This is a genomic window from Pseudomonas sp. GW821-FHT09C10 (assembly GCF_059418085.1).
In genome coordinates this window covers 1-20,548 of record NZ_JBWKPE010000008.1, presented here as the reverse complement: position 1 = coordinate 20,548, position 20,548 = coordinate 1, and the positions used below count along the sequence as shown (strand labels likewise).

At 62.9% G+C, this 20,548-nt stretch carries 18 protein-coding genes and 1 pseudogene; 5 read left to right on the top strand and 14 right to left on the bottom strand.

Annotation, left to right across the window (positions count from 1 at the left end; genetic code table 11):
• Positions 1-13: 13 nt before the first annotated feature.
• A pseudogene (locus AC07OT_RS16375) lies at positions 14-129 on the bottom strand (dihydrofolate reductase); the annotation flags it as partial.
• A 216-nt stretch (positions 130-345) separates the two neighbouring features.
• On the bottom strand, positions 346-936 hold the full coding sequence (locus AC07OT_RS16370) for a dihydrofolate reductase (RefSeq protein WP_495108523.1): 591 nt from the start codon (positions 934-936) through the stop codon (positions 346-348).
• Between the two features lie 69 nt (positions 937-1,005).
• Between AC07OT_RS16370 and AC07OT_RS16365 the strand changes: the two genes are divergently transcribed.
• On the top strand, positions 1,006-2,385 hold the full coding sequence (locus tag AC07OT_RS16365) for a DUF2868 domain-containing protein (protein ID WP_495108522.1): 1,380 nt from the start codon (positions 1,006-1,008) through the stop codon (positions 2,383-2,385).
• A complete protein-coding gene (locus AC07OT_RS16360) occupies positions 2,378-3,745 on the top strand; it encodes a DUF3482 domain-containing protein (protein WP_495108521.1) in 1,368 nt (455 codons plus the stop codon). Before AC07OT_RS16365 ends, AC07OT_RS16360 begins: the two co-directional genes overlap by 8 nt.
• Here AC07OT_RS16360 and AC07OT_RS16355 read toward each other — a convergent pair.
• The 7 genes from AC07OT_RS16355 to AC07OT_RS16325 form a co-directional block, all read right to left on the bottom strand.
• Positions 3,742-4,296: a phosphonate degradation HD-domain oxygenase gene (locus tag AC07OT_RS16355; protein ID WP_495108520.1), complete on the bottom strand. Its 555-nt coding sequence runs from the start codon at positions 4,294-4,296 to the stop codon at positions 3,742-3,744. The two genes, AC07OT_RS16360 and AC07OT_RS16355, sit on opposite strands and share 4 nt — an antisense overlap.
• Positions 4,296-5,420: a TIGR03364 family FAD-dependent oxidoreductase gene (locus AC07OT_RS16350; protein ID WP_495108519.1), complete on the bottom strand. Its 1,125-nt coding sequence runs from the start codon at positions 5,418-5,420 to the stop codon at positions 4,296-4,298. The genes AC07OT_RS16355 and AC07OT_RS16350 overlap by 1 nt, the downstream gene beginning before the upstream one ends.
• A gap of 130 nt (positions 5,421-5,550) precedes the next feature.
• Complete coding sequence (locus AC07OT_RS16345) at positions 5,551-6,564, bottom strand: putative 2-aminoethylphosphonate ABC transporter substrate-binding protein (protein ID WP_074847855.1); 1,014 nt, start codon at positions 6,562-6,564, stop codon at positions 5,551-5,553.
• Positions 6,565-6,586: 22 nt separating this feature from the next.
• Entirely contained in the window at positions 6,587-8,293 is a 1,707-nt protein-coding gene (locus tag AC07OT_RS16340) for a putative 2-aminoethylphosphonate ABC transporter permease subunit (RefSeq protein ID WP_495108518.1), read from the bottom strand.
• 1 nt (position 8,294) lies between these two features.
• The gene (locus AC07OT_RS16335) at positions 8,295-9,359 is read right to left on the bottom strand and encodes a putative 2-aminoethylphosphonate ABC transporter ATP-binding protein (RefSeq protein WP_065938088.1); all 1,065 of its coding nucleotides are present in this window, start codon (positions 9,357-9,359) and stop codon (positions 8,295-8,297) included.
• A gap of 246 nt (positions 9,360-9,605) precedes the next feature.
• Positions 9,606-10,469 (bottom strand): LysR family transcriptional regulator, encoded by an 864-nt coding sequence (locus AC07OT_RS16330; RefSeq protein ID WP_065938087.1) that lies wholly within the window; start codon positions 10,467-10,469, stop codon positions 9,606-9,608.
• A 16-nt stretch (positions 10,470-10,485) separates the two neighbouring features.
• Positions 10,486-12,738 (bottom strand): heavy metal translocating P-type ATPase, encoded by a 2,253-nt coding sequence (locus AC07OT_RS16325; protein ID WP_495108517.1) that lies wholly within the window; start codon positions 12,736-12,738, stop codon positions 10,486-10,488.
• An 84-nt stretch (positions 12,739-12,822) separates the two neighbouring features.
• Between AC07OT_RS16325 and cadR the strand changes: the two genes are divergently transcribed.
• Positions 12,823-13,263, top strand: coding sequence for a Cd(II)/Pb(II)-responsive transcriptional regulator (cadR, locus tag AC07OT_RS16320; protein WP_495108516.1), 441 nt, complete (start codon positions 12,823-12,825; stop codon positions 13,261-13,263).
• A 117-nt stretch (positions 13,264-13,380) separates the two neighbouring features.
• Here the strand turns inward: cadR and AC07OT_RS16315 are convergent, their stop codons facing one another.
• From AC07OT_RS16315 to AC07OT_RS16305, 3 genes are all read right to left on the bottom strand, one after another.
• Entirely contained in the window at positions 13,381-14,214 is an 834-nt protein-coding gene (locus tag AC07OT_RS16315) for a thymidylate synthase (protein WP_015886389.1), read from the bottom strand.
• 52 nt (positions 14,215-14,266) lie between these two features.
• Positions 14,267-15,079 carry a prolipoprotein diacylglyceryl transferase gene (gene lgt / locus AC07OT_RS16310; protein ID WP_027608428.1) on the bottom strand — a complete coding sequence of 271 codons (813 nt, stop codon included), beginning with the start codon at positions 15,077-15,079 and terminating at the stop codon, positions 14,267-14,269.
• 65 nt (positions 15,080-15,144) lie between these two features.
• The gene (locus AC07OT_RS16305; RefSeq protein ID WP_495108515.1) at positions 15,145-15,927 is read right to left on the bottom strand and encodes a sulfite exporter TauE/SafE family protein; all 783 of its coding nucleotides are present in this window, start codon (positions 15,925-15,927) and stop codon (positions 15,145-15,147) included.
• A 121-nt stretch (positions 15,928-16,048) separates the two neighbouring features.
• On the opposite strand from AC07OT_RS16305, the gene AC07OT_RS16300 reads away from it, so the two are divergent.
• Positions 16,049-16,795, top strand: a complete 747-nt coding sequence (locus tag AC07OT_RS16300; protein WP_495108514.1) for an NRDE family protein — start codon at positions 16,049-16,051, stop codon at positions 16,793-16,795.
• Between the two features lie 22 nt (positions 16,796-16,817).
• On the opposite strand, the gene ptsP is transcribed toward AC07OT_RS16300, so the two are convergent.
• Both ptsP and AC07OT_RS16290 read right to left on the bottom strand, forming a co-directional pair.
• The gene (ptsP, locus tag AC07OT_RS16295; protein ID WP_065938083.1) at positions 16,818-19,097 is read right to left on the bottom strand and encodes a phosphoenolpyruvate--protein phosphotransferase; all 2,280 of its coding nucleotides are present in this window, start codon (positions 19,095-19,097) and stop codon (positions 16,818-16,820) included.
• Positions 19,098-19,119: 22 nt separating this feature from the next.
• Positions 19,120-19,599 carry an RNA pyrophosphohydrolase gene (locus AC07OT_RS16290; RefSeq protein WP_003176750.1) on the bottom strand — a complete coding sequence of 160 codons (480 nt, stop codon included), beginning with the start codon at positions 19,597-19,599 and terminating at the stop codon, positions 19,120-19,122.
• Between the two features lie 143 nt (positions 19,600-19,742).
• Here AC07OT_RS16290 and AC07OT_RS16285 point away from each other — a divergent pair, with 143 nt between their 5' ends.
• Positions 19,743-20,402 (top strand): histidinol-phosphatase, encoded by a 660-nt coding sequence (locus AC07OT_RS16285; protein WP_495108513.1) that lies wholly within the window; start codon positions 19,743-19,745, stop codon positions 20,400-20,402.
• The last annotated feature ends 146 nt before the right edge of the window (positions 20,403-20,548 follow it).

Sequence of the window (20,548 nt, the reverse complement as noted above, 5' to 3'; positions counted from 1 at the left end):
CATGCAGATGATCTTAACCGTGCTCCCACACATCGAAGTTGTACGTGGGCTTACCCCTTGCGCCGTACTCTCGGCATTCGACACCAACATCCACTGGTTCATATCAAACGCCGGAAACCACGGATTACCATGGAGCCGCTGATCGACATGGGCCACACGAAGTTGAACCTGAATGGTTCGATGATGGCTGGGGCGATTCAGCCAGATCATGGGGCAGACGTATAAAACCTTGCTGGATGCTGATGAGTATGCGGAGTTAGTGCAGGCCTAGTTACACCGATAGGTGTAGTGAGCCGGTTCGCCACGCGCGCGACAAGCTCGCTCAACACAACAAGAAGCTCATGCCTACAAATCATCCAGTGAAACTTTAACCCGCAGAGGATCAGCCAAGCGCTTTTTTACTTCGTCTGTCTCCCATGCTTGGCAGGCCTTTTCCCAAACCTCAAAGCTGTACGCCGGCTTGTCCCCTTCCGCCGGATTCTCGATGTTCGACACCAACTTCCACTGGTTCGCATCAAACGCCGGAAACCACGCATCCCCTTCCGGGCTCAGCGCCACGCGTGTCAGGTACAGGCGATCCGCCTGTTCCAGCCCCTGCGCATACAGCTGCGCGCCACCGATCAGCATCAGCTCATCCACGCCCTGCTCCAGCGCCCAGGCTTCGGCCCGCGCCACGGCGGCATCGAGTGACGGAAAAACTTCCGCACCTTCCAGCGCCAGGTCGGTCTGACGGCTGACCACAATGTTCAAGCGCCCCGGCAGCGGTCGGCCCAGGGAGTCCCAGGTCTTGCGCCCCATGATGATCGGCTTGCCGAGCGTGGTGGCCTTGAAATATTTGAAATCCCCCGGCAAATGCCAGGGCATGCTGTTGTCGACGCCGATCACGCGGTTTTCACCGAGGGCTGCGATCAGGCTTAAAGGGAGAGTTTTTTTCATGGCGACGAGAATACCAGAGCCACGAACCAGCGGTTATGCTCCAAGCTCACTTGCACGACAGGAAGACGCGTGACCGCACTGAACCCCCTGCAAAAACTCTGGCTGACGGAAACCGTGCGCCTGCGTGAAGAACACGCCGGCCCCCTGGAAGACCAGGAAGCCAATCGCCTCGCCCGCACGGCGGGCGGCGACCTGCCAACGCGCATCCAGCAGCGCGCCCTGCATCTGGCCGAGCGCGATGGCCTGACCGCCGCCCTCACGCGCTGGCTGCAAGGCGCACGCCTGGCCCTGGTGCTGCTGGCGGTAGTGGCCGTCATCAGCGGCGCGGGCCTGGCCTTTGCTGCGCTGGGCAACGGCTTGACCCCGGTGAATGTGTTCTGGGCCCTGGGCAGCCTGCTCGGCCTGAACCTGATCCTGCTGTTGAGCTGGGCGTTGGGGCTATTGTTTGCTGGCGAGCACAGCGCCAGCCTCGGGCGCTTGTGGTTGTGGCTCAGTGAAAAACTGGCGCGCGACGCCAAGGCCGCCCAACTGGCCCCGGCGTTGCTGCTGTTGCTGCAACGGCAGAAACTCAATCGCTGGGCGGTCGGTGTGCTGGTCAACAGCCTGTGGTTGCTGGCGCTGCTCAGCGCGCTGGTGATTCTGCTGACGCTGCTCGCCACCCGCCGTTACGGCTTTGTGTGGGAAACCACCATCCTCGGCGCCGACACCTTCGTCGCCGTGACCCAGGCCCTCGGCACCCTGCCCGCCCTGCTGGGCTTCAACGTACCGACCGTCGAGATGATCCGCGCCAGCGGCGACTCCGCACTGAATATCGAAAGCGCCCGCCAGGCGTGGGCCGCCTGGCTGGTCGGGGTATTGCTGGTCTACGGCCTGCTGCCCCGCTTGATCCTCGCCCTGCTGTGCCTGTGGCGCTGGAAACGCGGGCGCGCCGCCCTGCACCTAGACCTCAACCTGCCCGGCTACAGCCCACTGCGCGAACGCCTGATGCCCAGCAGCGAGCGCCTTGGCGTCAACGACGCCGCGCCGGAACAACTGCACCCCGTCACCGGCGGCGTCAGTGCGCTGGAAAGCGACGGCGCCTTGCTCGTCGCCATCGAACTGGACGATCAACATCCCTGGCCGCCCAAGTTGCCGGCGAAGGTTAAGAACGCCGGCATCCTCGACAGCCGCGAATCGCGCAACAAGCTCCTGGAGCAACTCAGCCGCTTCCCGCCCGCGCGCCTGGCCATCGCCTGCGACCCGCGCCGCTCGCCGGACCGCGGCAGCCTGGCGCTGATCGCCGAACTCGCACGCAGCGCCGCCGCCACTCGCGTATGGCTGTTGCAAGCCCCGCCCGGCCAGGCGCTTGATGCCGAGCGCCTGGGCGACTGGCACAGCGCGCTGCAACAACTGGAGCTGCCGTTCGCCGATTGCGCGCCGTTGAACTGGCTGGAGACCGGTCATGACTAAGCCACTGAAACTCGCCGTGGTCGGCCACACCAACGTCGGCAAGACCTCGTTGCTGCGTACCCTCACCCGTGACGTCGGGTTCGGCGAAGTCTCCCATCGCCCCAGCACCACGCGGCATGTCGAAGGTGCGCGCTTGTCGGTCGACGGCGAAGCCTTGCTGGAGCTGTACGACACGCCCGGCCTGGAAGATGCTATCGCCCTGCTCGACTACCTGGAACGCCTGGATCGCCCCGGCGAACGCTTGGACGGCCCAGCCCGCCTGGCACGGTTCCTGGAAGGCAGCGAAGCCCGCCAGCGTTTCGAACAGGAAGCCAAGGTGCTGCGCCAACTGTTGGCCTCGGACGCCGGCCTGTATGTGATCGACGCTCGCGAACCGGTGCTGGCCAAGTACCGTGATGAGCTGCAAGTGCTGGCCAGTTGCGGTAAACCGTTGCTGCCGGTGCTTAACTTCGTCAGCAGCAGCGACCACCGCGAGCCGGACTGGCGTGAAGCCCTGGCACGCCTGGGCCTGCATGCGCTGGTGCGTTTCGACAGCGTCGCGCCGCCGGAAGACGGCGAACGCCGCCTGTATGAAAGCCTCGCCCTGCTGCTGGAAAACGCCCGGCCGCAGTTGCAGCGCCTGATCCTCGACCAGGAAGCCCAACGCCAGGCCAGGCAACAGAGTGCCGCGCGGTTGATTGCCGAATTGCTGATCGACTGCGCCGCGTGCCGACGCAGCGTGGTGACTGAAGATGAGCAACAAGCCATCAGCGATGTGCGCAAGGCGGTGCGTCAGCGCGAACAAAAATGCGTGGAGGCCTTGCTCAAGCTGTTCGGCTTCCGCCCCCAGGACGCCGCCGCCAGCGATTTGCCGTTGCTCGACGGCCGCTGGGGTGATGACCTGTTCAACCCGGAAACCCTCAAGCAACTCGGCGTGCGCGTCGGTGGTGGCATCGCTGCAGGCGCAGCGGCCGGAGCCGGTGTGGACCTACTGGTCGGCGGGCTGACCCTCGGCGCCGCCGCCCTGGCGGGCGCCATCGCCGGTGGCGCGTTGCAGACTGCACGCAGCTACGGCAGCCGCTTGCTGGGCAAGATCAAGGGCCAACGCGAGCTGACCGTGGACGACAGCGTGCTGCGCCTGCTTGCCCTGCGCCAGCGCCAGTTGCTCAAGGCCCTGAACCTGCGCGGCCATGCGGCGATGCACAGCATCAAGGTCGATACGCCCCAGGACAAGACCTGGCGCGAAGGCAAATTGCCGGACGCGTTGCACAAGGCCCGGGCCCACCCGCAATGGTCGTCCCTCAACCCCCAGGCCAGACTGAGCCAGGCCGAACGCCAGGAACAGGTCGAATCCCTGGCCCAGCGCCTCGACGAGACTTAAGCCGCCAGCAGCTGCCGGGCCTTGGTCTTGAGCACTTCCAGGTCGAGCACCGGCACGTGCATTTGCTTGGCCTGTTCGTCCCAGTGGCGCAGGCGCAAGCTGACCTGGTACAGCGGGTCTTGCTCAAAGGCGCGGGCCTCCTCGGCCGTCATCACGCCGCCCTGGTAACCCAGGGTGCGGCGGCTGGCTTCGCTCAAACGTGAGTAGTAGTCCGGCCGGCTGAACGTCAGATAGCGCTTGGCCTGGACGTGGTACTCCACCAGCCTGGCCAGGCGCTCACTGAAGCCTGCACGGCGCAAATAATCCGCGCCCAACCGTTCATGGCTGGCCACGCCATAACCGCCCATGTTCTCGCCACCCTGGCCGCACAGATGGCCGATATCGTGGAAAAACGCCGCCAGCACCACTTCATCATCAAAGCCTTCGGCCATGGCCAACTGCGCGGCCTGGGACATGTGCTCGATCTGCGACACCGGCTCGCCGATGTAATCCGCCGTGCCGTGCTGCTCGTACAAACCGAAGACTGTGGCAATCGCCTGTTCCGGGTTCATCACGCTTGCCCCCACAGTGTTGTGATATTGCGCTCGGCCATCGCCGGCCCCACGCTCATGCCCACGCCGGTGTGCATCAAGGCGGCGCTCACGCCAGGTGCGGCCTGCACAAATGAAAACGGCGCCGGGCCCCTGGCGCCGTAGACGCCCTGCCAACGTTCCATTACCTGGATCTTGCAACCCAAGGTCTGTTCGGCCAACTCGATCATCCAGTCATCCACCTGCTCGGCATTGAACGGCGAGGCATCGCTGCCGTAGTCGTGGGAGTCGCCGATGATCAATTCGCCATGGGGCGTCGGGCTGATCAGCAGGTGAATCCCGTGTGCATGCAGGTGCGGCGCCTCGCGCAAGATTTGTGCCTGTACCGGCGCGGCTTCAGGCAGGTCGGCAAAGGCGCCGTAGTGCACGCAACTGAGGCCGGTGAGCAAGGCGTGTTGCAGGTTGAGGTTGAGTGCAGGCCGGGCGCGCAGCATTTGCAGGCGGCAGATCTGCGGGTTGAGTTCGGCGATGGCCTCGGCCAACAGGGTTTGATAATCGTGGCCTGAACAGACGATGACCTGCTCGCCACGAAAACTGCCTGCCGTGCTGTGGACCTGGCCCGGTTCGACATCGCGCACCAGGGTGGAGAAGTGAAACTCCACACCCAGTTGCAGGCTCAGGTAGTGGATCAGTGCCGGTATCGCCTCACGCGAATACAGTTGCTGGTCGTCCCGGCCATGCAGCGCGGCGCGGTGATGGCGGAACTGGCCGCCATACAGATCCTTCAACGCCGCGCCTTGCAACAGGTCGACGTCATAGCCGTGTTCACGCGCGCGGCCGGCGCAGAAGGCTTCCAGCAGATGCTCTTCGGCTTCGGTACGGGCGAACAGGTACGAGCCGTTGCGCTTGAGCTGCAGGCCGGCAACCCGAGCCCATTGCCCCCAGATATCACGGCTTTGCCGTGCCAGCTCAAGCATCGGCCCCGGCGGCTGACCGGTGACCAGGGCCTGGCCGAAGTTGCGTACCGAGGCGCCCAGGGGTGTGGCGCTGCGCTCGAACACCTTGACCTTGAGCCCGCGCCTGGCGGCGGCGTAGGCGTGGGACAGGCCGAGGATGCCGGCGCCGATGATCAGTAAATCTGTCATGGAATATGCAACCCTCTGTAGGAGCGAGCTTGCTCGCGAAGAACGTCAACGATAAGGCAGCGCTTCAGGTTATCCGCGCCGTCTATTCGTTCTTCGCGAGCAAGCTCGCTCCTACAGGTAGAGGTGAAAATTATTGTTTCTCCGACTTGCCGTCATAGCGCTTGCGCCACTCAGCCAGGATGCTGTCGCGGTTTTTCGAGGCCCAGCCGAAGTCGTTCTTGATCAAACGCTGCTCATAGTCAGCCGGCAATTCGGTCTGCGGCTTGGCGATCCCCGGCTGGGCGAGCACGGCGAAGTTGTCCTTGTACAGGTCCATTGCCGCTGTACTGGCGGAGAAGTCGGCGAGCTTTCTGGCGGCGTCCGCATGGGCGGTGCCCTTGATCACGGCAGTGGCTTCGATGTCCCAGCCCAGGCCTTCCTTCGGCAGGATGATGTCCAGCGGTGCACCCTGGCGCTTCAGCTGCACGGCCGGATACTCAAAGGAAATACCAATCGGGAACTCACCGGAAGCCGCCAGCTTGCAGGGCTTGGAGCCCGAATGTACGTACTGGCCGATGTTCTGGTGCAAGTCGTCCATGTACTGCCAGCCCTGCTTCTCGCCGAAGGTTTGCAGCCAGGCGCTCACATCCAGGAAGCCGGTGCCGGACGAGGCCGGGTTGGGCATCACGATCTTGCCCTTGTACTCGGGCTTGGTCAGGTCTTGCCAGCTCACCGGCTTGGTCAGGCCCTGCTTTTCGGCTTCGACCGTGTTGAAGCAAATGGTTGCCGCCCACACATCCATGCCGACCCAGGCCGGTGGGTTGGCGGCGTCACGGTAGTTCTTGCCGATCTTGTCCAGGTCCTTCGGCGCGTAGTTATCGAGCATGCCCTGCTGATCGAGGATCGCCAGGCTCGATGCGGCCAGGCCCCAGACCACATCGGCCTGCGGGCGGTCTTTTTCGGCCAGCAACTTGGCGGTAATGATGCCGGTGGAGTCGCGAACCCATTTGATCTCGACGTCAGGGTTGGCCTGCTCGAAGGCTTTTTTGTAGGTCTTCAACTGCTCGGCTTCAAGGGCCGTGTACACGGTCAACTCGGTCTTGGCGAAGGCATTCAGGCTGAATGCAGTGAGTACGGCAGCGACCAGCGCCAGGGGCTTGAACATGGAGCACCTCCTTCAGGGATGGTTATTGGCCGGGCGCGGTCTGGCGCCAGGCTTGGGAGCGGCGCAAGGCGCCACGTGAAGCCCACGCCAGCAGCAGCGAAACGCTGCCTGAGGTGAACAGGATCAGGGTCGACATGGCCGCCGCGCCGCCCACATTGCCGGCGTCGTCCATGTTCAACACGGCGACGGCGGCGAGGATGGTGTCGGGGCTGTAGAGGAAGATCGCGGCGGACACGGTGGTCATCGCCGACACAAACAGGTAGCGCACGATGTCCAGCAGCGCCGGCAGGCAGATCGGCACCGTGACTTTCAAGTAATGGCGATACAGCGGCGCCTTGAGCGACAGCGCCGCCGCTTCGAACTCGGCGTCCAGCTGGCGCAGCGCGGTGGTGGCGGTCATCTGTGCGGTGGTCAAATAGTGAGCAATGGTGCACACCACCAGCAGGGTCATGGTGCCGTAGAACACATGCAGCGGGTTGCCGCTCAGGTTGAAAAAGAACACGTAGCCCAGGCCCAGCACCAACCCCGGCACGGCCATCGGCACAAAGCTAAGCATGCGCAGCGCCAGGTTCAGGCCCTTCTGGCCCTTGGTCTTTTCCATCAGGTAGGCGCCGGTGAAGATCAATACGCTGCCGATCAATGCCGTGCACAGCGCCAGGGTCAAGCTATTGCGATAGGCCAGCCAACCGCCGCCGGCCGTGTCTTCGAACTGGTAGTGGCTGAGCGACAGCGACAGGTTGTACGGCCAGAACTTCACCAGCGAGGAGTACACCGCCATGCCGAACACCAGCAGCAACGCGGCACTGATGAGCAGCACGATAAGCAGATAGGCGCTATCCCTCAGGCGCGACGGCGCCGGCTGGAAGACCTGGGCGCGGCCACTCATGGCCTCGCCGTGGCGACGGCGCAACCAGGCGTCGACGCCAAAGCTGAACAGCGCCGGCAGCAGCAACACCATGCCGATCAACGCACCGCGACCGAACTGTTGCTGGCCGACCACCGCCTTGTAGGCTTCCAGCGCCAGCACCTGGTAATCCCCGCCCACCACCACGGGCACGCCGAAATCCGTGATGGTCAAGGTGAACACCAGGCAGAACGCGGCAAACACCGCCTGGCGCGTGGCCGGCCAGGTGATGCTGCGAAACGCCCGGGCAGGACTGGCGCCCATGCTTGAGGCCGCATCGAACAAACGCGCATCGGCCAGGGACAGCGCCGACAGCAAAATCATCAGGGCATGTGGGAAGGTGTAGATCACTTCACCGAGGACAATGCCCCAGAAGCCGTAGATGTTGTCCGAGAACAGCCCGCGCAACAGGCCCTGGTTACCGAACAGGTAGACCAGTGCAATCCCCGGCAGCATCGACGGCGCCATCAACGGCAGCAGCGACATACCGCGCCAGAGGGCCTTGCCGGGTATCAACGTGCGTTGCAGGGCGTAGGCAAACAGGTAGGCCAGCGGTACGACGATGGCCGCCACGCTGAGGGAGACTTTCAGGCTATTGCCCAGCAGCCAGTGGAAGTTGGCGCTGGTGAGCAACGCCCGTGCGGCCACCAGGCCACCGCCCTGCCCGGCCTCGCTGCTGAAACCGCGCCAGAAGATCGCCAGCAGTGGCAGCAATACGGCGATGCCCAGCAGCACCAGCCAGAGCAGTTTGCCGCCGACCACGAAAATACGGTCGCCGGTTTCGGCGCGTGACGCTTGACGCGCCAGAGTCATGACCGCGGCCATCTCAGGCAAACACCTGCAGGCTGCGCGGCGGCAAGGCCACCCAGATATCCTGGGCGCCCAGGCGCGGCATGGCTTCCGGTGCCAGCTCGGCAAGCAGCGGATGGCCGGGCAGCTGCTCCAGCTCAAAGCTCATGCGGCAGCGGTTGCCGAGGAAGGTGATCTCGCGGACCTTGGCCGGGAACAGGTTCTCCTCATGCACCGCCGGGTTGACGCTGATCGCTTCCGGGCGGCAGAACAGCCGGCCGGACCTGGCCACGCCGGCATCCTCGGCCAGGCGCATGTTCATCCCGCCGACCTGGGCATGGCTGGCACTGTTGCGACTGAACGGCAGCCAGTTGCCCTGGCCGACAAACTCCGCCACAAACGGCGTGGCCGGGCGGTCGTAGATTTCCTGGGGCGTGGCGTATTGCTCGACCTTGCCGTTGTTCATCACGGCAATGCGGTCGGCCATCAACATGGCTTCGTCCTGGTTGTGGGTGACCATCAGGGTGGTGATACCCAGGCGCCGTTGCAGCTGGCGCAGCTCAGTGCACAGATGCTCGCGCACGCGGGCGTCGAGGGCCGACATCGGCTCATCCAGCAACAGCAATGACGGCGCCGGTGCCAGGGCACGGGCCAGGGCAACCCGCTGCTGTTGGCCGCCGGAGAGTTGGCCGGGGTACTTCTTTTCACTGCCAAGCAGCCCCACCAGTTCAAGCATCTGTCCGACGCGCTGGCGCACTTCATCGCGACCGCTGCCGGTGAGGCCGTAGCCGATGTTCGCTTCGACGGTGAGATTGGGAAACAGCGCGTAGGACTGGAACAGAATGCCGTAGTCCCGCGCCTGGGGCGGCAGCAGGGAAACATCGCGGTCACCCAGGTAAAGTTCGCCGCTGTCCTGGCGTTCCAGGCCGGCGATGCAGCGCAGCAACGTGGTCTTGCCGCAGCCGGAAGGGCCGAGCAGGCACACCAGCTCGCCGGCAGCCACGTCCAGGGACACATTGTCCAACGCCGTAAAGGCGCCGAAGCGTTTCTGGATACCGCGCACGTTCATCGGCGCGCCGGGTTGGGTCAGGGCTGTGTTCATGGTGGCACCTCATCAAACTGATGAAGGCCATGCTAGGCAGGCAATGCGTCCCTCTTGTGGCAGAAAGGCAAAAGGCGGCGATAGTGGTATTCGCAGATTTGTGTAGGACGCTTAGCGGTGAGCTGCCTGGTCTACCGCAATCGGGAGCAAGCCCCCTCCCACACTTGACCGAGTTCCAACATGGAAATGCGGTCACCTGTGGGAGGGGGCTTGCTCCCGATTGGTCCCCAAAGCCACTACAAGGCTTTAGATCGGCGACATTTCCTGCGCCAACCCCAGAAACGCCGCCGGCAGACGAGCGCCTTTTCTTTCCTTGAGGCAGTACAGGTACTCGGGAATCTGCGGCGCGTTCTCGATGGTCAACACCCGCAACTGTGGGTCATGGGGCACTTCCTGGCGGGCGATGATGCTGATGCCGATATTGCGCAACACCGCTTCGCGGATCGATTCACGGCTGCCGATTTCCAGCAGCGGCCCGTAGCTCACGCCGGCGCCTTGCAGCATCTCTTCCGTGAGCCGCCGCGTGGTGGAGCCGGCTTCACGCATCAACAACGTATGCCCGGCCAAGGCACTGAGGGGCACATGGTCGAGCTTGGCCAGTGGGTGGTTGCGGTGTACCGCCAGCACCAACGGGTCGGTGCCCAGTACACGACGGATCAGGCGCGGGTCTTCGAGCAACTGTGAGGACGCTGCGACATCGACGCGGTAGTCATCCAAGGCTTCAAGCACCTGCTGGGAGTTGCCGATTTCCACCGATACCTCCACCTGCGGCAGGCGTTCGCGAAAGGCTTTGACCAGGTCGAGGATGTAATACGGCGCCGTGGCGGCAATCCTCAGTGCGCCCTGGACCTGGCCGCTGTTACGCAGGAAAAACTCGATGTCCGCTTCCTGCTGCAGCAGCGTCTTGACCATCGGCAGCAGGCGCGCGCCCTCGTCGCTGACGGTGAGGCGGCGCCCGCCACGGTAGAACAACTCAACGCCGTACTGGCTTTCCAGGTTGCGAATCTGGGTGGTAACGGTGGGCTGGCTCAGGCCGAGTTTTTTCGCCGCCTGGGTAATACTGCCCAGGCGGGCGACCATAAAAAACGCCTTCAACTCGGCACTCAGCACACCACCCTCTCATCCTCTATTTGCGCAACAGGCGCAGGCCATTGAACACCACCAGCAGGGCCACGCCCATGTCGGCGAACACCGCCATCCACATGGTCGCCATGCCCAGGAACGTGACCACCAGGAAGATCGCCTTGATCACCAGGGCCAGGGTGATGTTCTGCTTGAGGATACTCGACGTTTGCCGCGACAAACGAATGAATGCCGGAATCTTGCGCAAATCATCGTCCATCAAGGCCACGTCGGCCGTCTCGATAGCGGTGTCGGTGCCTGCCGCGGCCATGGCAAAGCCAATCTCGGCGCGCGCCAGGGCCGGGGCGTCGTTGATGCCGTCGCCGACCATGCCCACCCGGTGGCCTTGGCCGTAGAGGGTTTCGATGGCGTGCAGCTTGTCGGTGGGCAACAGGTCGCCCTGGGCCTGGTCGATGCCGACCTGGGCCGCAATCGCCTGGGCGGTGTGGGTGTTGTCGCCGGTGAGCATCAGGGTCTTGATGCCCAGCTCATGCAGTTGCTGGATGGCTTCGCGGCTGCTGTCCTTGACCGTGTCGGCCACGGCGAACAGCGCCAGCGGGCCGGACTTGTCGAGCAACAGCACCACGGACTTGCCCTGTTTTTCCAGGGCGAACAGCTTTTCCTCCAGCTCTGGCGAGCATAAGCCCAAGTCTTCCACCAGGCGGTGGTTGCCCAAGTGGTAGGTCTGGCCATTGATATCGCCGCGCACGCCGCGCCCGGCCAGGGCTTCGAAGTTATCCACAACGTGTACCGGCAGGTTTTTATCCACAGCCGCATTGGCAATCGCCAGGGACACCGGGTGGTCGGAACGCCCGGCCAAACTGGCGGCCAGGGCCGGGGCGCTGTCTTCGACAGTGGTGAACAGTGCCAGGTAATCGGTTTGCACCGGCTTGCCATGGGTGATGGTGCCGGTCTTGTCGAGGGCCAGGTAGTCAAGCTTGTAGCCGCCCTCCAGGTACACACCGCCCTTGATCAGGATGCCTTTGCGCGCCGCAGCCGCCAGGCCGCTGACAATGGTCACCGGGGTGGAGATCACCAGCGCGCACGGGCACGCCACCACCAACAGCACCAGCGCGCGGTAGATCCAGTCGAACCAGGCGCCGGCCATGAACAGCGGCGGGATTACGGCCACGCCCAAGGCGAACAGGAACACGGCCGGGGTGTAGATTTTCGAGAAGCTGTCGACGAACCGCTGGGTCGGTGCCCGCGCGCCCTGGGCCTGCTCCACCGCGTGGATGATGCGGGCCAGGGTGGAGTTGTTGGCAGCCGCCGTGACCTTGTACTCCAGGGAACCGGCCTGGTTGATGGTGCCGGCGAAGACTTTATCGCCCACGGTCTTTTCAATCGGCAGGCTTTCACCGGTGATCGGCGCCTGGTCGATGGTGGACTGGCCGGCGGTGACTTCACCGTCAAGGCCGATACGCTCGCCGGGTTTTACCCGCACGATTGCGTCCAGCTCAATGCTCTTGACCTCCATTTCAACCCAGCTTCCATCAGCCTGCCGAACCGTGGCCTGTTCCGGTGTCATCTGCATCAAGCCACTGATGGCATTGCGCGCACGGTCCAGGGACTTGGCTTCGATCAGCTCGGCCACGGTAAACAGGAACATCACCATGGCCGCTTCCGGCCACTGGCCGATCAGGACCGCGCCAGTGACCGCGATGCTCATCAAGGCGTTGATGTTCAGGTTGAGGTTTTTCAGGGCGATCCAGCCCTTCTTGTAGGTGGTGAGGCCGCCGCTGAGGATCGACACCAGCGCTACCAGCGCAATCACCCAAGTGGGCGCGGCATTGGTGAAGTGCAGTACTTCAGCGCCCAACGCGCCCACACCGGACAACGCCAGCGGCCACCAATGCTTCTTGGCGGGCGGCTCGGCGGCCGGGGTGCCCTCCACGATCGGATCGGCCTGCATACCCAGGGATTTGATCGCTTCGATGATCGGCGCGGTACTCGGCAGGTCATGGGTAACGCCGAGGATGCGGTTGATCAGGTTGAATTCCAGCTGCTGCACACCGGCCAGCTTGCCCAGTTTGTTCTGGATCAGCGTCTGCTCGGTGGGGCAGTCCATGGCTTCGATGCGGAAGGTACTCAGGCGCGAGCCGGCGGTGGGCGCCTCGCTCAACTGCACCAGCGCAGGCGCGGGCGTGCCGGAACAGCAGGAACCGCCATGGCCGTGATCGTGCACGGGGGTGAGTTTCTTCGGCCCATGATCGTGGTCATGATCGTGTTTGTGCGGGGTGTGAATGGAGTCGCTCATCAGGTCGCGTCCGTAAGGTGCCTGTTGCCAAGTAAAGACCCTGTAGCCACTATAGGGTCAAGCACCCATTTGGAGATTGCTGTAATGAAGATCGGCGAACTGGCCAAACTGACCGACTGTCCGGTGGAAACCATCCGTTATTACGAGAAGGAAGGCCTGCTGCCACCCCCGGCACGCACCGAAGCCAACTACCGCGTGTACACCCAGGCGCACACCGAGCGGCTGATCTTCATCCGCAACTGCCGCAGCCTCGACATGACCCTGGAAGAAATCCGCAGCCTGCTCGGGCTACGGGACAGCCCCCAGGACCAGTGTGAAAACGTGAATGCGTTGATCGACGAGCATATCCACCATGTGAAAACGCGGATTGACGGGCTGCTGGCGTTGCAGGAGCAGTTGCTGGACCTGCGCCAACGCTGTGGCGGTGGGGACCACTGCGGAATTTTGCAGCGACTGGAGGTCAACGGCGGTGTGGCCGCCAGCGAGGCCGAGCCCTCACATGTAGGGAGAAGCCACGGGCATTAACCGGACCAAATGTGGGAGGGGGCTTGCCCCCGATGGCGGTGTGTCAGTCATTCTTCACTTAACTGATCCATCGCTATCGGGGGCAAGCCCCCTCCCACATTTTGACTGAGACAGTCCTTAAATGGCGACGTCGGCTTTAATGCTTGGATCGGCGTCATAACCCACGATTTCAAAGTCTTCGAACTTGTAATCGTAGATCGACGCCGGCTTACGCTTGATCACCAGTTCCGGCAGCTTCTTCGGCGTACGCGCCAGCTGGGTGCGGATCTGCTCCATGTGGTTGCTGTAGGCGTGGGTGTCGCCGGTGGTGACGATGATCTCGTGGGGAATCAGGTCGCATTGCTGGGCCAGCATATGGGTCAGCAGCGCCAGGGCAGCGGTGTTGTACGGCAGGCCGAGGAATACGTCGGAGCTGCGGATGTACAACTGCATCGACAGATGGCCGTCATGCACGAACGCCTGGTACAGCAGGTGGCACGGTGGCAGGGCTTGCTTGCCGTTGCGCGCGTTTTCCTGGGGGCTTTTGGTTTCGTCCGGCAGGTATTCGACGTTCCAGCCGTGGAACAGGATGCGACGGCTATTGGGGTTGGTCTTAAGCGTGTGCACCATGTAGTCGATCTGGTTGATCGTGCCGCCATCCTTGGTCGGCCATGCAGTCCACTGCTCGCCATACACCGGGCCCAGGTCACCGTCTTCGGTGGCCCACTCGTCCCAGATTTTCACACCGTTTTCGTTCAGCCACTTGATGTTGGTGTTGCCGCTCAACATCCAGATCAGTTCGTTGGCGATGCTTTTGAAGTGAAGCTTCTTGGTGGTCAGCAGCGGGAAGCCGTCGGCCAAGTTATGCCGATACTGACGGGCGAACACGGCCTTGGTGCCGGTGCCGGTACGGTCGCCTTTGGTCAGGCCATTGGTCACGACGTCGTTCAGTAGTTCGAGATATTGCTTCATGTCATTACCCGTATCGTTGAAGCCGAGACCTCGCGGGCCTCGGCATTCGAATTTAAAGCGCGGTGTGCTTCAGCGGTTGCGGGCGATTGTACGCCCACCACAGCAGGCCCAGGCCGACCAGGATCATCGGAAGGCTGAGCACTTGTCCCATGGTCAGCCAGCCCCACGCCAGGTACCCCAGCTGGGCATCCGGCACGCGCACGAACTCGACGATGAAACGGAAGATCCCGTAGAACAGCGCGAACATGCCGGAAACGGCCATGGTCGGGCGCGGTTTGCGCGAAAAGAGGTACAGGATAAGGAACAGTGCCACGCCTTCCAACGCGAACTGGTACAGCTGCGACGGATGGCGCGGCAGTTGCGCCGGGTCGCTGAACGGCGGGAACACCATGGCCCACGGCACGTCGGTCGGCTTGCCCCACAATTCGGCGTTGATGAAGTTGCCGATGCGCCCGGCGCCCAGGCCAATTGGTACCAGCGGCGCGACAAAGTCCATCAGTTGGAAGAACGACTTGCCGTTGCGCCGGCCAAACCACCAGGCCGCAATCATCACGCCGATAAAGCCACCGTGGAATGCCATGCCGCCTTTCCACACTTCGAAGATCAGCGTCGGGTTGGCGATGTAGGCCGAGAGATCGTAAAACAGCACATACCCCAGGCGCCCGCCGACGATCACCCCCATCGACAACCAGAACACCATGTCGGAGAGCTTCTCCTTGGTCCAGGTCGGGTCGAAACGGTTCAGGCGCCGGGAGGCCAGCAGCCATGCACCGCCGATGCCGATCAGGTACATCAACCCGTACCAGTGGATTTTCAGCGGACCGATGGCCAGGGCCACCGGGTCGATCTGCGGGTAAGGCAGCATTGCGACTCCTCGTTAAATCATTCGTTATGGCGACCGGACCATGCCCGGGCGCGATTAAGCCTGCGTTACAGCAAAAAATTCAAACCGACACAAAACAGCAAGCCGGCGAACAACCGCTTGAGCAAGCGCGGCGACAACCGGTGCGCCAGGCGTGCGCCGAAACGGGCAAACACCATGCTGGTCAGGGCAATGCCCAGCAGCGCCGGCAAATACACGAACCCTAGACTATGAGCGGGCAACAGCGGGTCATGCCAGCCCAGAATCATGAAACTTAATGCACTGGCCAGGGCAATCGGCAGGCCACAGGCGGACGAGGTGGCCACCGCCTGTTGCATCGGCACGCTGCGCCAGGTCAAAAACGGCACGGTCAGCGAGCCGCCGCCGATGCCGAAAATCGCCGAAGCCCAGCCGATCACGGTACCGGCCACCGTCAGGCCGAGCTTACCCGGCACCGTGCGGCTGGCCTTGGGCTTGACCTCCAGGGCCAGTTGCACGGCGATGATCAGGGCGAATACGCCGATGATCTTCTGCAAGTGGGGGCCGGAAATCGCCTCGGCGGTCAGTGCACCAAAGCCGGCGCCGAGCAGGATGCCCACGGTCATCCAGACAAAGATCGGCCAACGCACCGCGCCACGTCGGTGGTGCTCACGCACGGCATTGACCGAGGTAAAGATGATCGTCGCCAGGGAGGTGCCCACGGCCAGGTGGGTCAGCACCTGCGGGGCGAAGCCCTGCAAGGTGAAGCTGAACACCAGCACCGGCACGATGATGATCCCGCCGCCCACGCCAAACAGCCCGGCGAGCACGCCCGCGCACGCGCCCAGCAGCAAATACAGCAGAAATTCCATGGGAGCCCCCAAACCAGGTCCGGCATGTTAACGGATGGAAGGCATGCGACCCAACTGGATACGATGGAACGCCGCTGCCGGTGTGGGTAGAGTGGCAAAAAACACAAACGGGAATCGCCTGATGTGCCTGATTGTTTTTGCCTGGCGGCCGGGCCATGCCCAGCCGCTGATCGTCGCGGCCAACCGTGATGAGTTCTACGCCCGCCCCAGCCTGCCGCTGGCCCAGTGGCCGGATGCGCCCGAAGTCTACGCCGGCCGCGATCAGGAAGCGGGCGGCACCTGGCTGGGCGTGAATGCCGATGGGCGGTTTGCGGCCCTGACCAATATCCGTGATCCCCACCAGCCGCCGGCACGCAAGTCCCGCGGGGAGCTGGTGGCACGGTTTCTCAGTGGTTCGCTGCCGATTGACCAGTATTTGGCCGACGTTAACGGCCGATCGATTGAATATGCCGGGTTTAACCTGCTGGTGGGGACGCGGGAAGAGTTGTGGCATTACAACGCCAATCACACCGAGCCGACGCAGTTGAAAGCGGGCGTGTATGGGTTATCCAATGCAGGGCTGGATACACCTTGGCCGAAACTGCTTAAGGCCAAAGCCGCGCTGAGTGAGTTGCTGAACGATCCCCAGCCCGAAGCGCTACTGGAGATTCTGAGCGATCCGCAGACGGCGCCGTTTGCTGACTTGCCCGATACCGGCGTGGGGTTAGCGACCGAGAGTTTGCTGTCGAGTGTGTTTATCGCCAGCCCCAGTTATGGGACACGGGCGAGCACGGCGTTGATTGTGAACGCCGATGGCACGCGGCGGATGGTGGAGCGCAGCTTTGGACCACATGGTGGACGGTTAGGCGAGGTGGACATCAACCTGTAGGAACTAGGCGTCCCCCTCGCTCCTACAAGGTTTTGGCGGAAGCCGGGTTGATCATCCGCGTCAGCCCCAGGTTCTTCAGCGCCAATTGCAGCGAGCTGTGGATAACCTGCGGGTTGTCGATGGTCATCAACTCCGCCAGCAGATCCTTGGCCATGCTCAGTTCAACCTGGCGCAGCATCCACTTCACCTTCGGCAGGTTGGTGGCGTTCATCGACAGGCTGTCAAAGCCCATCGCCATCAACAGCACCGCCGCCGCGGGGTCACCGGCCATTTCACCGCAGATGCTCACCGGCTTGCCCTCGGCATGGGCGTCGCGCACCACGTGTTGCAAGGCTTGCAGCACCGCCGGGTGCAGGTAGTCGTAGAGGTCGGCCACCCGTGGGTTGTTACGGTCCACGGCCAGCAGGTACTGGGTCAGGTCGTTGGAGCCCACGGACAGGAAGTCCACCTGCCGCGCCAGTTCCTTGGCCTGGTACACCGCCGCCGGGATTTCAATCATCACGCCAATCGGCGGCATCGGTACGTCGGCGCCTTCGTCGCGCACTTCGCCCCAGGCGCGGTGGATCAGGTGCAAGGCTTCTTCCAGCTCATGGGTGCCGGAGATCATCGGCAGCAGGATGCGCAGGTTGTTCAGGCCTTCGCTGGCCTTGAGCATGGCACGGGTCTGCACCAGGAAGATTTCAGGGTGGTCGAGGGTGACGCGAATACCGCGCCAGCCGAGGAAGGGGTTGTCTTCCTTGATCGGGAAATACGACAGTGACTTGTCGCCGCCAATGTCCAGGCTGCGCATGGTCACCGGTAACGGGTGGAAGGCGGACAGTTGCTCGCGATAAATCGCCAGCTGCTCCTTCTCACTCGGAAAACGCTGGTTGATCATGAACGGCACTTCGGTGCGGTACAGCCCCACGCCTTCGGCGCCGCGCTGTTGCGCGCGGGCCACATCGGCCAGCAGGCCGGTGTTGACCAGCAGCGGTACACGGTGACCGTCGAGGGTCACGCACGGCAGTTCGCGCAAGGAATCGAGCCCGAGCGCCAGTTGCTTCTCTTCTTCCACCACCTCGGCGTATTGCTTGCGCAGGACTTCGCTGGGGTTGGTAAACACCTCGCCGCGATGCCCATCGACGATCATGTCGATGCCATCGACCTTGGAGTACGGCAGGTCCACCAGGCCCATCACCGTCGGAATGCCCATGGCCCGGGCCAGGATCGCGACGTGGGAGTTACCCGAACCGAGGACCGAGACCAGGCCCACCAACTTGCCTTCAGGCACTTCGCCGAGCATGGTGGCGGTCAGTTCTTCACTGATCAGGATGGTGTTGTCGGGGTAGACCAGGTTGGTGGTGCGGTCTTCCTGCAGGTAGGCCAGCAGACGGCGACCGAGGTCACGCACATCCGAGGCCCGCTCGCGCAGGTAGGCGTCATCCATCAATTCGAAACGGTTGACGTGATCGGTGACCACCTGGCGCAGCGCGCCCTGGGCCCACTGGCCGGTCTTGATCACGGTCTTGACTTCATTACCCAGGGACGCGTCGTCGAGCATCATCTGGTACACGTCGAACAACGCGCGCTCTTCGGGGCGCAGCTGGGTGGCCAGCTTGGTCGACAGGTTGCGCATGTCGGCGCGCACGCCTTCCAGGGCCGTCTTGAACAGTTTGATTTCAGCGTCGATGTCGTCGACGTGCTTGTCCGGCACCACATCGAGGTCGGCCGGCGGCAACATGACCACGGCAGTACCGACCGCCGCCCCCGGTGAACCCGGTACGCCGACGAACTTGGCTTCCTGGATCCCCTTGCCCTGGCGCCCCAGGCCGCGAATCGAGCCGGTGGCTTCGGCGTGGGCGATAACCCCGGCGAGCTGCGCGCTCATGGTCACGAGGAAGGCTTCTTCGCCCTCATCGAACTGGCGACGTTCTTTTTGCTGGATGACCAATACGCCGACGACGCGGCGGTGGTGAATGATCGGTGCGCCGAGGAACGAGGCGTAGCGCTCTTCGCCGGTTTCGGCAAAGTAGCGATAACGCGGGTGATCGGCCGCGTTTTCAAGGTTCAGGGGTTCTTCACGCGTCCCCACCAAGCCCACCAGACCTTCATTGGGCGCCATGCTGACCTTGCCGATGGAGCGCTTGTTCAAGCCCTCGGTGGCCATCAGCACAAAACGGTTGGTCTCTGGGTCCAGCAGGTAAACCGAGCAGACCTGGCTGCCCATGGCTTCCTTGACGCGCAACACAATAATCCCCAACGCCGCCTTGAGATCCTTGGCGGAGTTAACTTCCTGGACGATCTTGCGCAGCGTATTGAGCATGGCTCGGGGTCGAACTCCGTCGTCAGTCGCGCGCTAAAAGGCGCGGGGCAAGCTCTTTGAGAGCGCGACGATAAACCTCGCGCTTGAATGTCACCACCTGGCCCAGCGGGTACCAATAACTGACCCAACGCCAGCCATCGAACTCCGGTTTACCGGTCAAATCCATCCGCACCCGCTGCTCGTTGGAGATCAGGCGCAGGAGAAACCATTTCTGCTTCTGGCCGATGCACAGCGGTTGGCTGTGGGTACGCACCAGGCGTTGCGGCAAACGATAGCGCAACCAGCCCCGGGTACAGGCCAAAATCTGCACATCTTCACGTTCAAGGCCGACTTCTTCGTTCAACTCACGGTACAAGGCGTCTTCAGGGGTTTCGTCGGGGTTGATTCCGCCTTGAGGAAACTGCCAGGCATCTTGGTTGATTCGGCGAGCCCATAGCACCTGTCCGGCATCATTCGTAAGAATAATCCCGACATTAGGACGGAAACCATCGGGGTCGATCACGGCAACAACCTCGCAAACGCATGTCGCCGCATTGTTCCACAAAGGTTGTTCCAGCGGCAACGAGGCTTCTTACCTTATGTGCACTCTTGTGAAAAGACCGTATTCTGGACGCCTTTTTACAGACTTTTCAGCGAGTAACTGCAATGCGCCTGGCTTTATTCGACTTGGACAACACCCTTCTCGGCGGTGACAGCGACCACGCCTGGGGCGATTACCTCTGCGAGCGGGGGATTCTCGACGCGGTCGCCTACAAAGCCCGCAACGACGAGTTCTACCAGGACTACCTGGCAGGCAAGCTGGACAACGCCGCCTACCTGAACTTCTGCCTGGAAATCCTCGGCCGCACCGAGATGGCCCAGTTGGACGAATGGCATAACGACTATATGCGCGACTGCATCGAGCCGATCATGCTGCCCCTGGCCGTTGAACTGCTGGCCAAGCACCGCGCCGCTGGCGACAAGCTGGTGATCATCACCGCCACCAACCGTTTCGTCACCGCGCCAATTGCCGCACGCCTGGGCGTCGAGACGCTGATCGCCACCGAGTGCGAGATGGAAAATGGCCGCTACACCGGGCGTAGCACGGATGTGCCGTGCTTCCGTGAAGGCAAGGTGACGCGCTTGAATCGGTGGTTGGAAGAGACGGGGTACAGCCTGGAAGACAGTTACTTCTACAGCGACTCGATGAATGACCTGCCGCTGTTGGAGCAGGTGACGCATCCGGTGGCGGTGGATCCGGATCCGAATCTGCGCGCTGAAGCCGAGAAGCGGGGTTGGCCGGTGATTACCCTGCGCAGCGAGTAACCGTGGTGAGCGGGCTTGCCCCGCGCTGGGCTGCGAAGCAGCCCCAAAACCTGCCAACCGGTCTCATCAGGAAAAATGCGGGCCCTTGTCGGGGCTGCTTCGCAGCCCAGCGCGGGGCAAGCCCGCTCACCACAACAGATTTGCGC

Coding starts and splice junctions, on each gene's coding strand:
- AC07OT_RS16370 (WP_495108523.1), bottom strand. CDS start 936: ATGAAAAAAACTCTCCCTTTAAGCCTGATCGCAGCCCTCGGTGAAAAC.
- AC07OT_RS16360 (WP_495108521.1), top strand. CDS start 2,378: ATGACTAAGCCACTGAAACTCGCCGTGGTCGGCCACACCAACGTCGGC.
- AC07OT_RS16355 (WP_495108520.1), bottom strand. CDS start 4,296: ATGAACCCGGAACAGGCGATTGCCACAGTCTTCGGTTTGTACGAGCAG.
- AC07OT_RS16350 (WP_495108519.1), bottom strand. CDS start 5,420: ATGACAGATTTACTGATCATCGGCGCCGGCATCCTCGGCCTGTCCCAC.
- AC07OT_RS16345 (WP_074847855.1), bottom strand. CDS start 6,564: ATGTTCAAGCCCCTGGCGCTGGTCGCTGCCGTACTCACTGCATTCAGC.
- AC07OT_RS16340 (WP_495108518.1), bottom strand. CDS start 8,293: ATGGCCGCGGTCATGACTCTGGCGCGTCAAGCGTCACGCGCCGAAACC.
- AC07OT_RS16335 (WP_065938088.1), bottom strand. CDS start 9,359: ATGAACACAGCCCTGACCCAACCCGGCGCGCCGATGAACGTGCGCGGT.
- AC07OT_RS16325 (WP_495108517.1), bottom strand. CDS start 12,738: ATGAGCGACTCCATTCACACCCCGCACAAACACGATCATGACCACGAT.
- cadR (WP_495108516.1), top strand. CDS start 12,823: ATGAAGATCGGCGAACTGGCCAAACTGACCGACTGTCCGGTGGAAACC.
- AC07OT_RS16315 (WP_015886389.1), bottom strand. CDS start 14,214: ATGAAGCAATATCTCGAACTACTGAACGACGTCGTGACCAATGGCCTG.
- lgt (WP_027608428.1), bottom strand. CDS start 15,079: ATGCTGCCTTACCCGCAGATCGACCCGGTGGCCCTGGCCATCGGTCCG.
- AC07OT_RS16305 (WP_495108515.1), bottom strand. CDS start 15,927: ATGGAATTTCTGCTGTATTTGCTGCTGGGCGCGTGCGCGGGCGTGCTC.
- AC07OT_RS16300 (WP_495108514.1), top strand. CDS start 16,049: ATGTGCCTGATTGTTTTTGCCTGGCGGCCGGGCCATGCCCAGCCGCTG.
- ptsP (WP_065938083.1), bottom strand. CDS start 19,097: ATGCTCAATACGCTGCGCAAGATCGTCCAGGAAGTTAACTCCGCCAAG.
- AC07OT_RS16285 (WP_495108513.1), top strand. CDS start 19,743: ATGCGCCTGGCTTTATTCGACTTGGACAACACCCTTCTCGGCGGTGAC.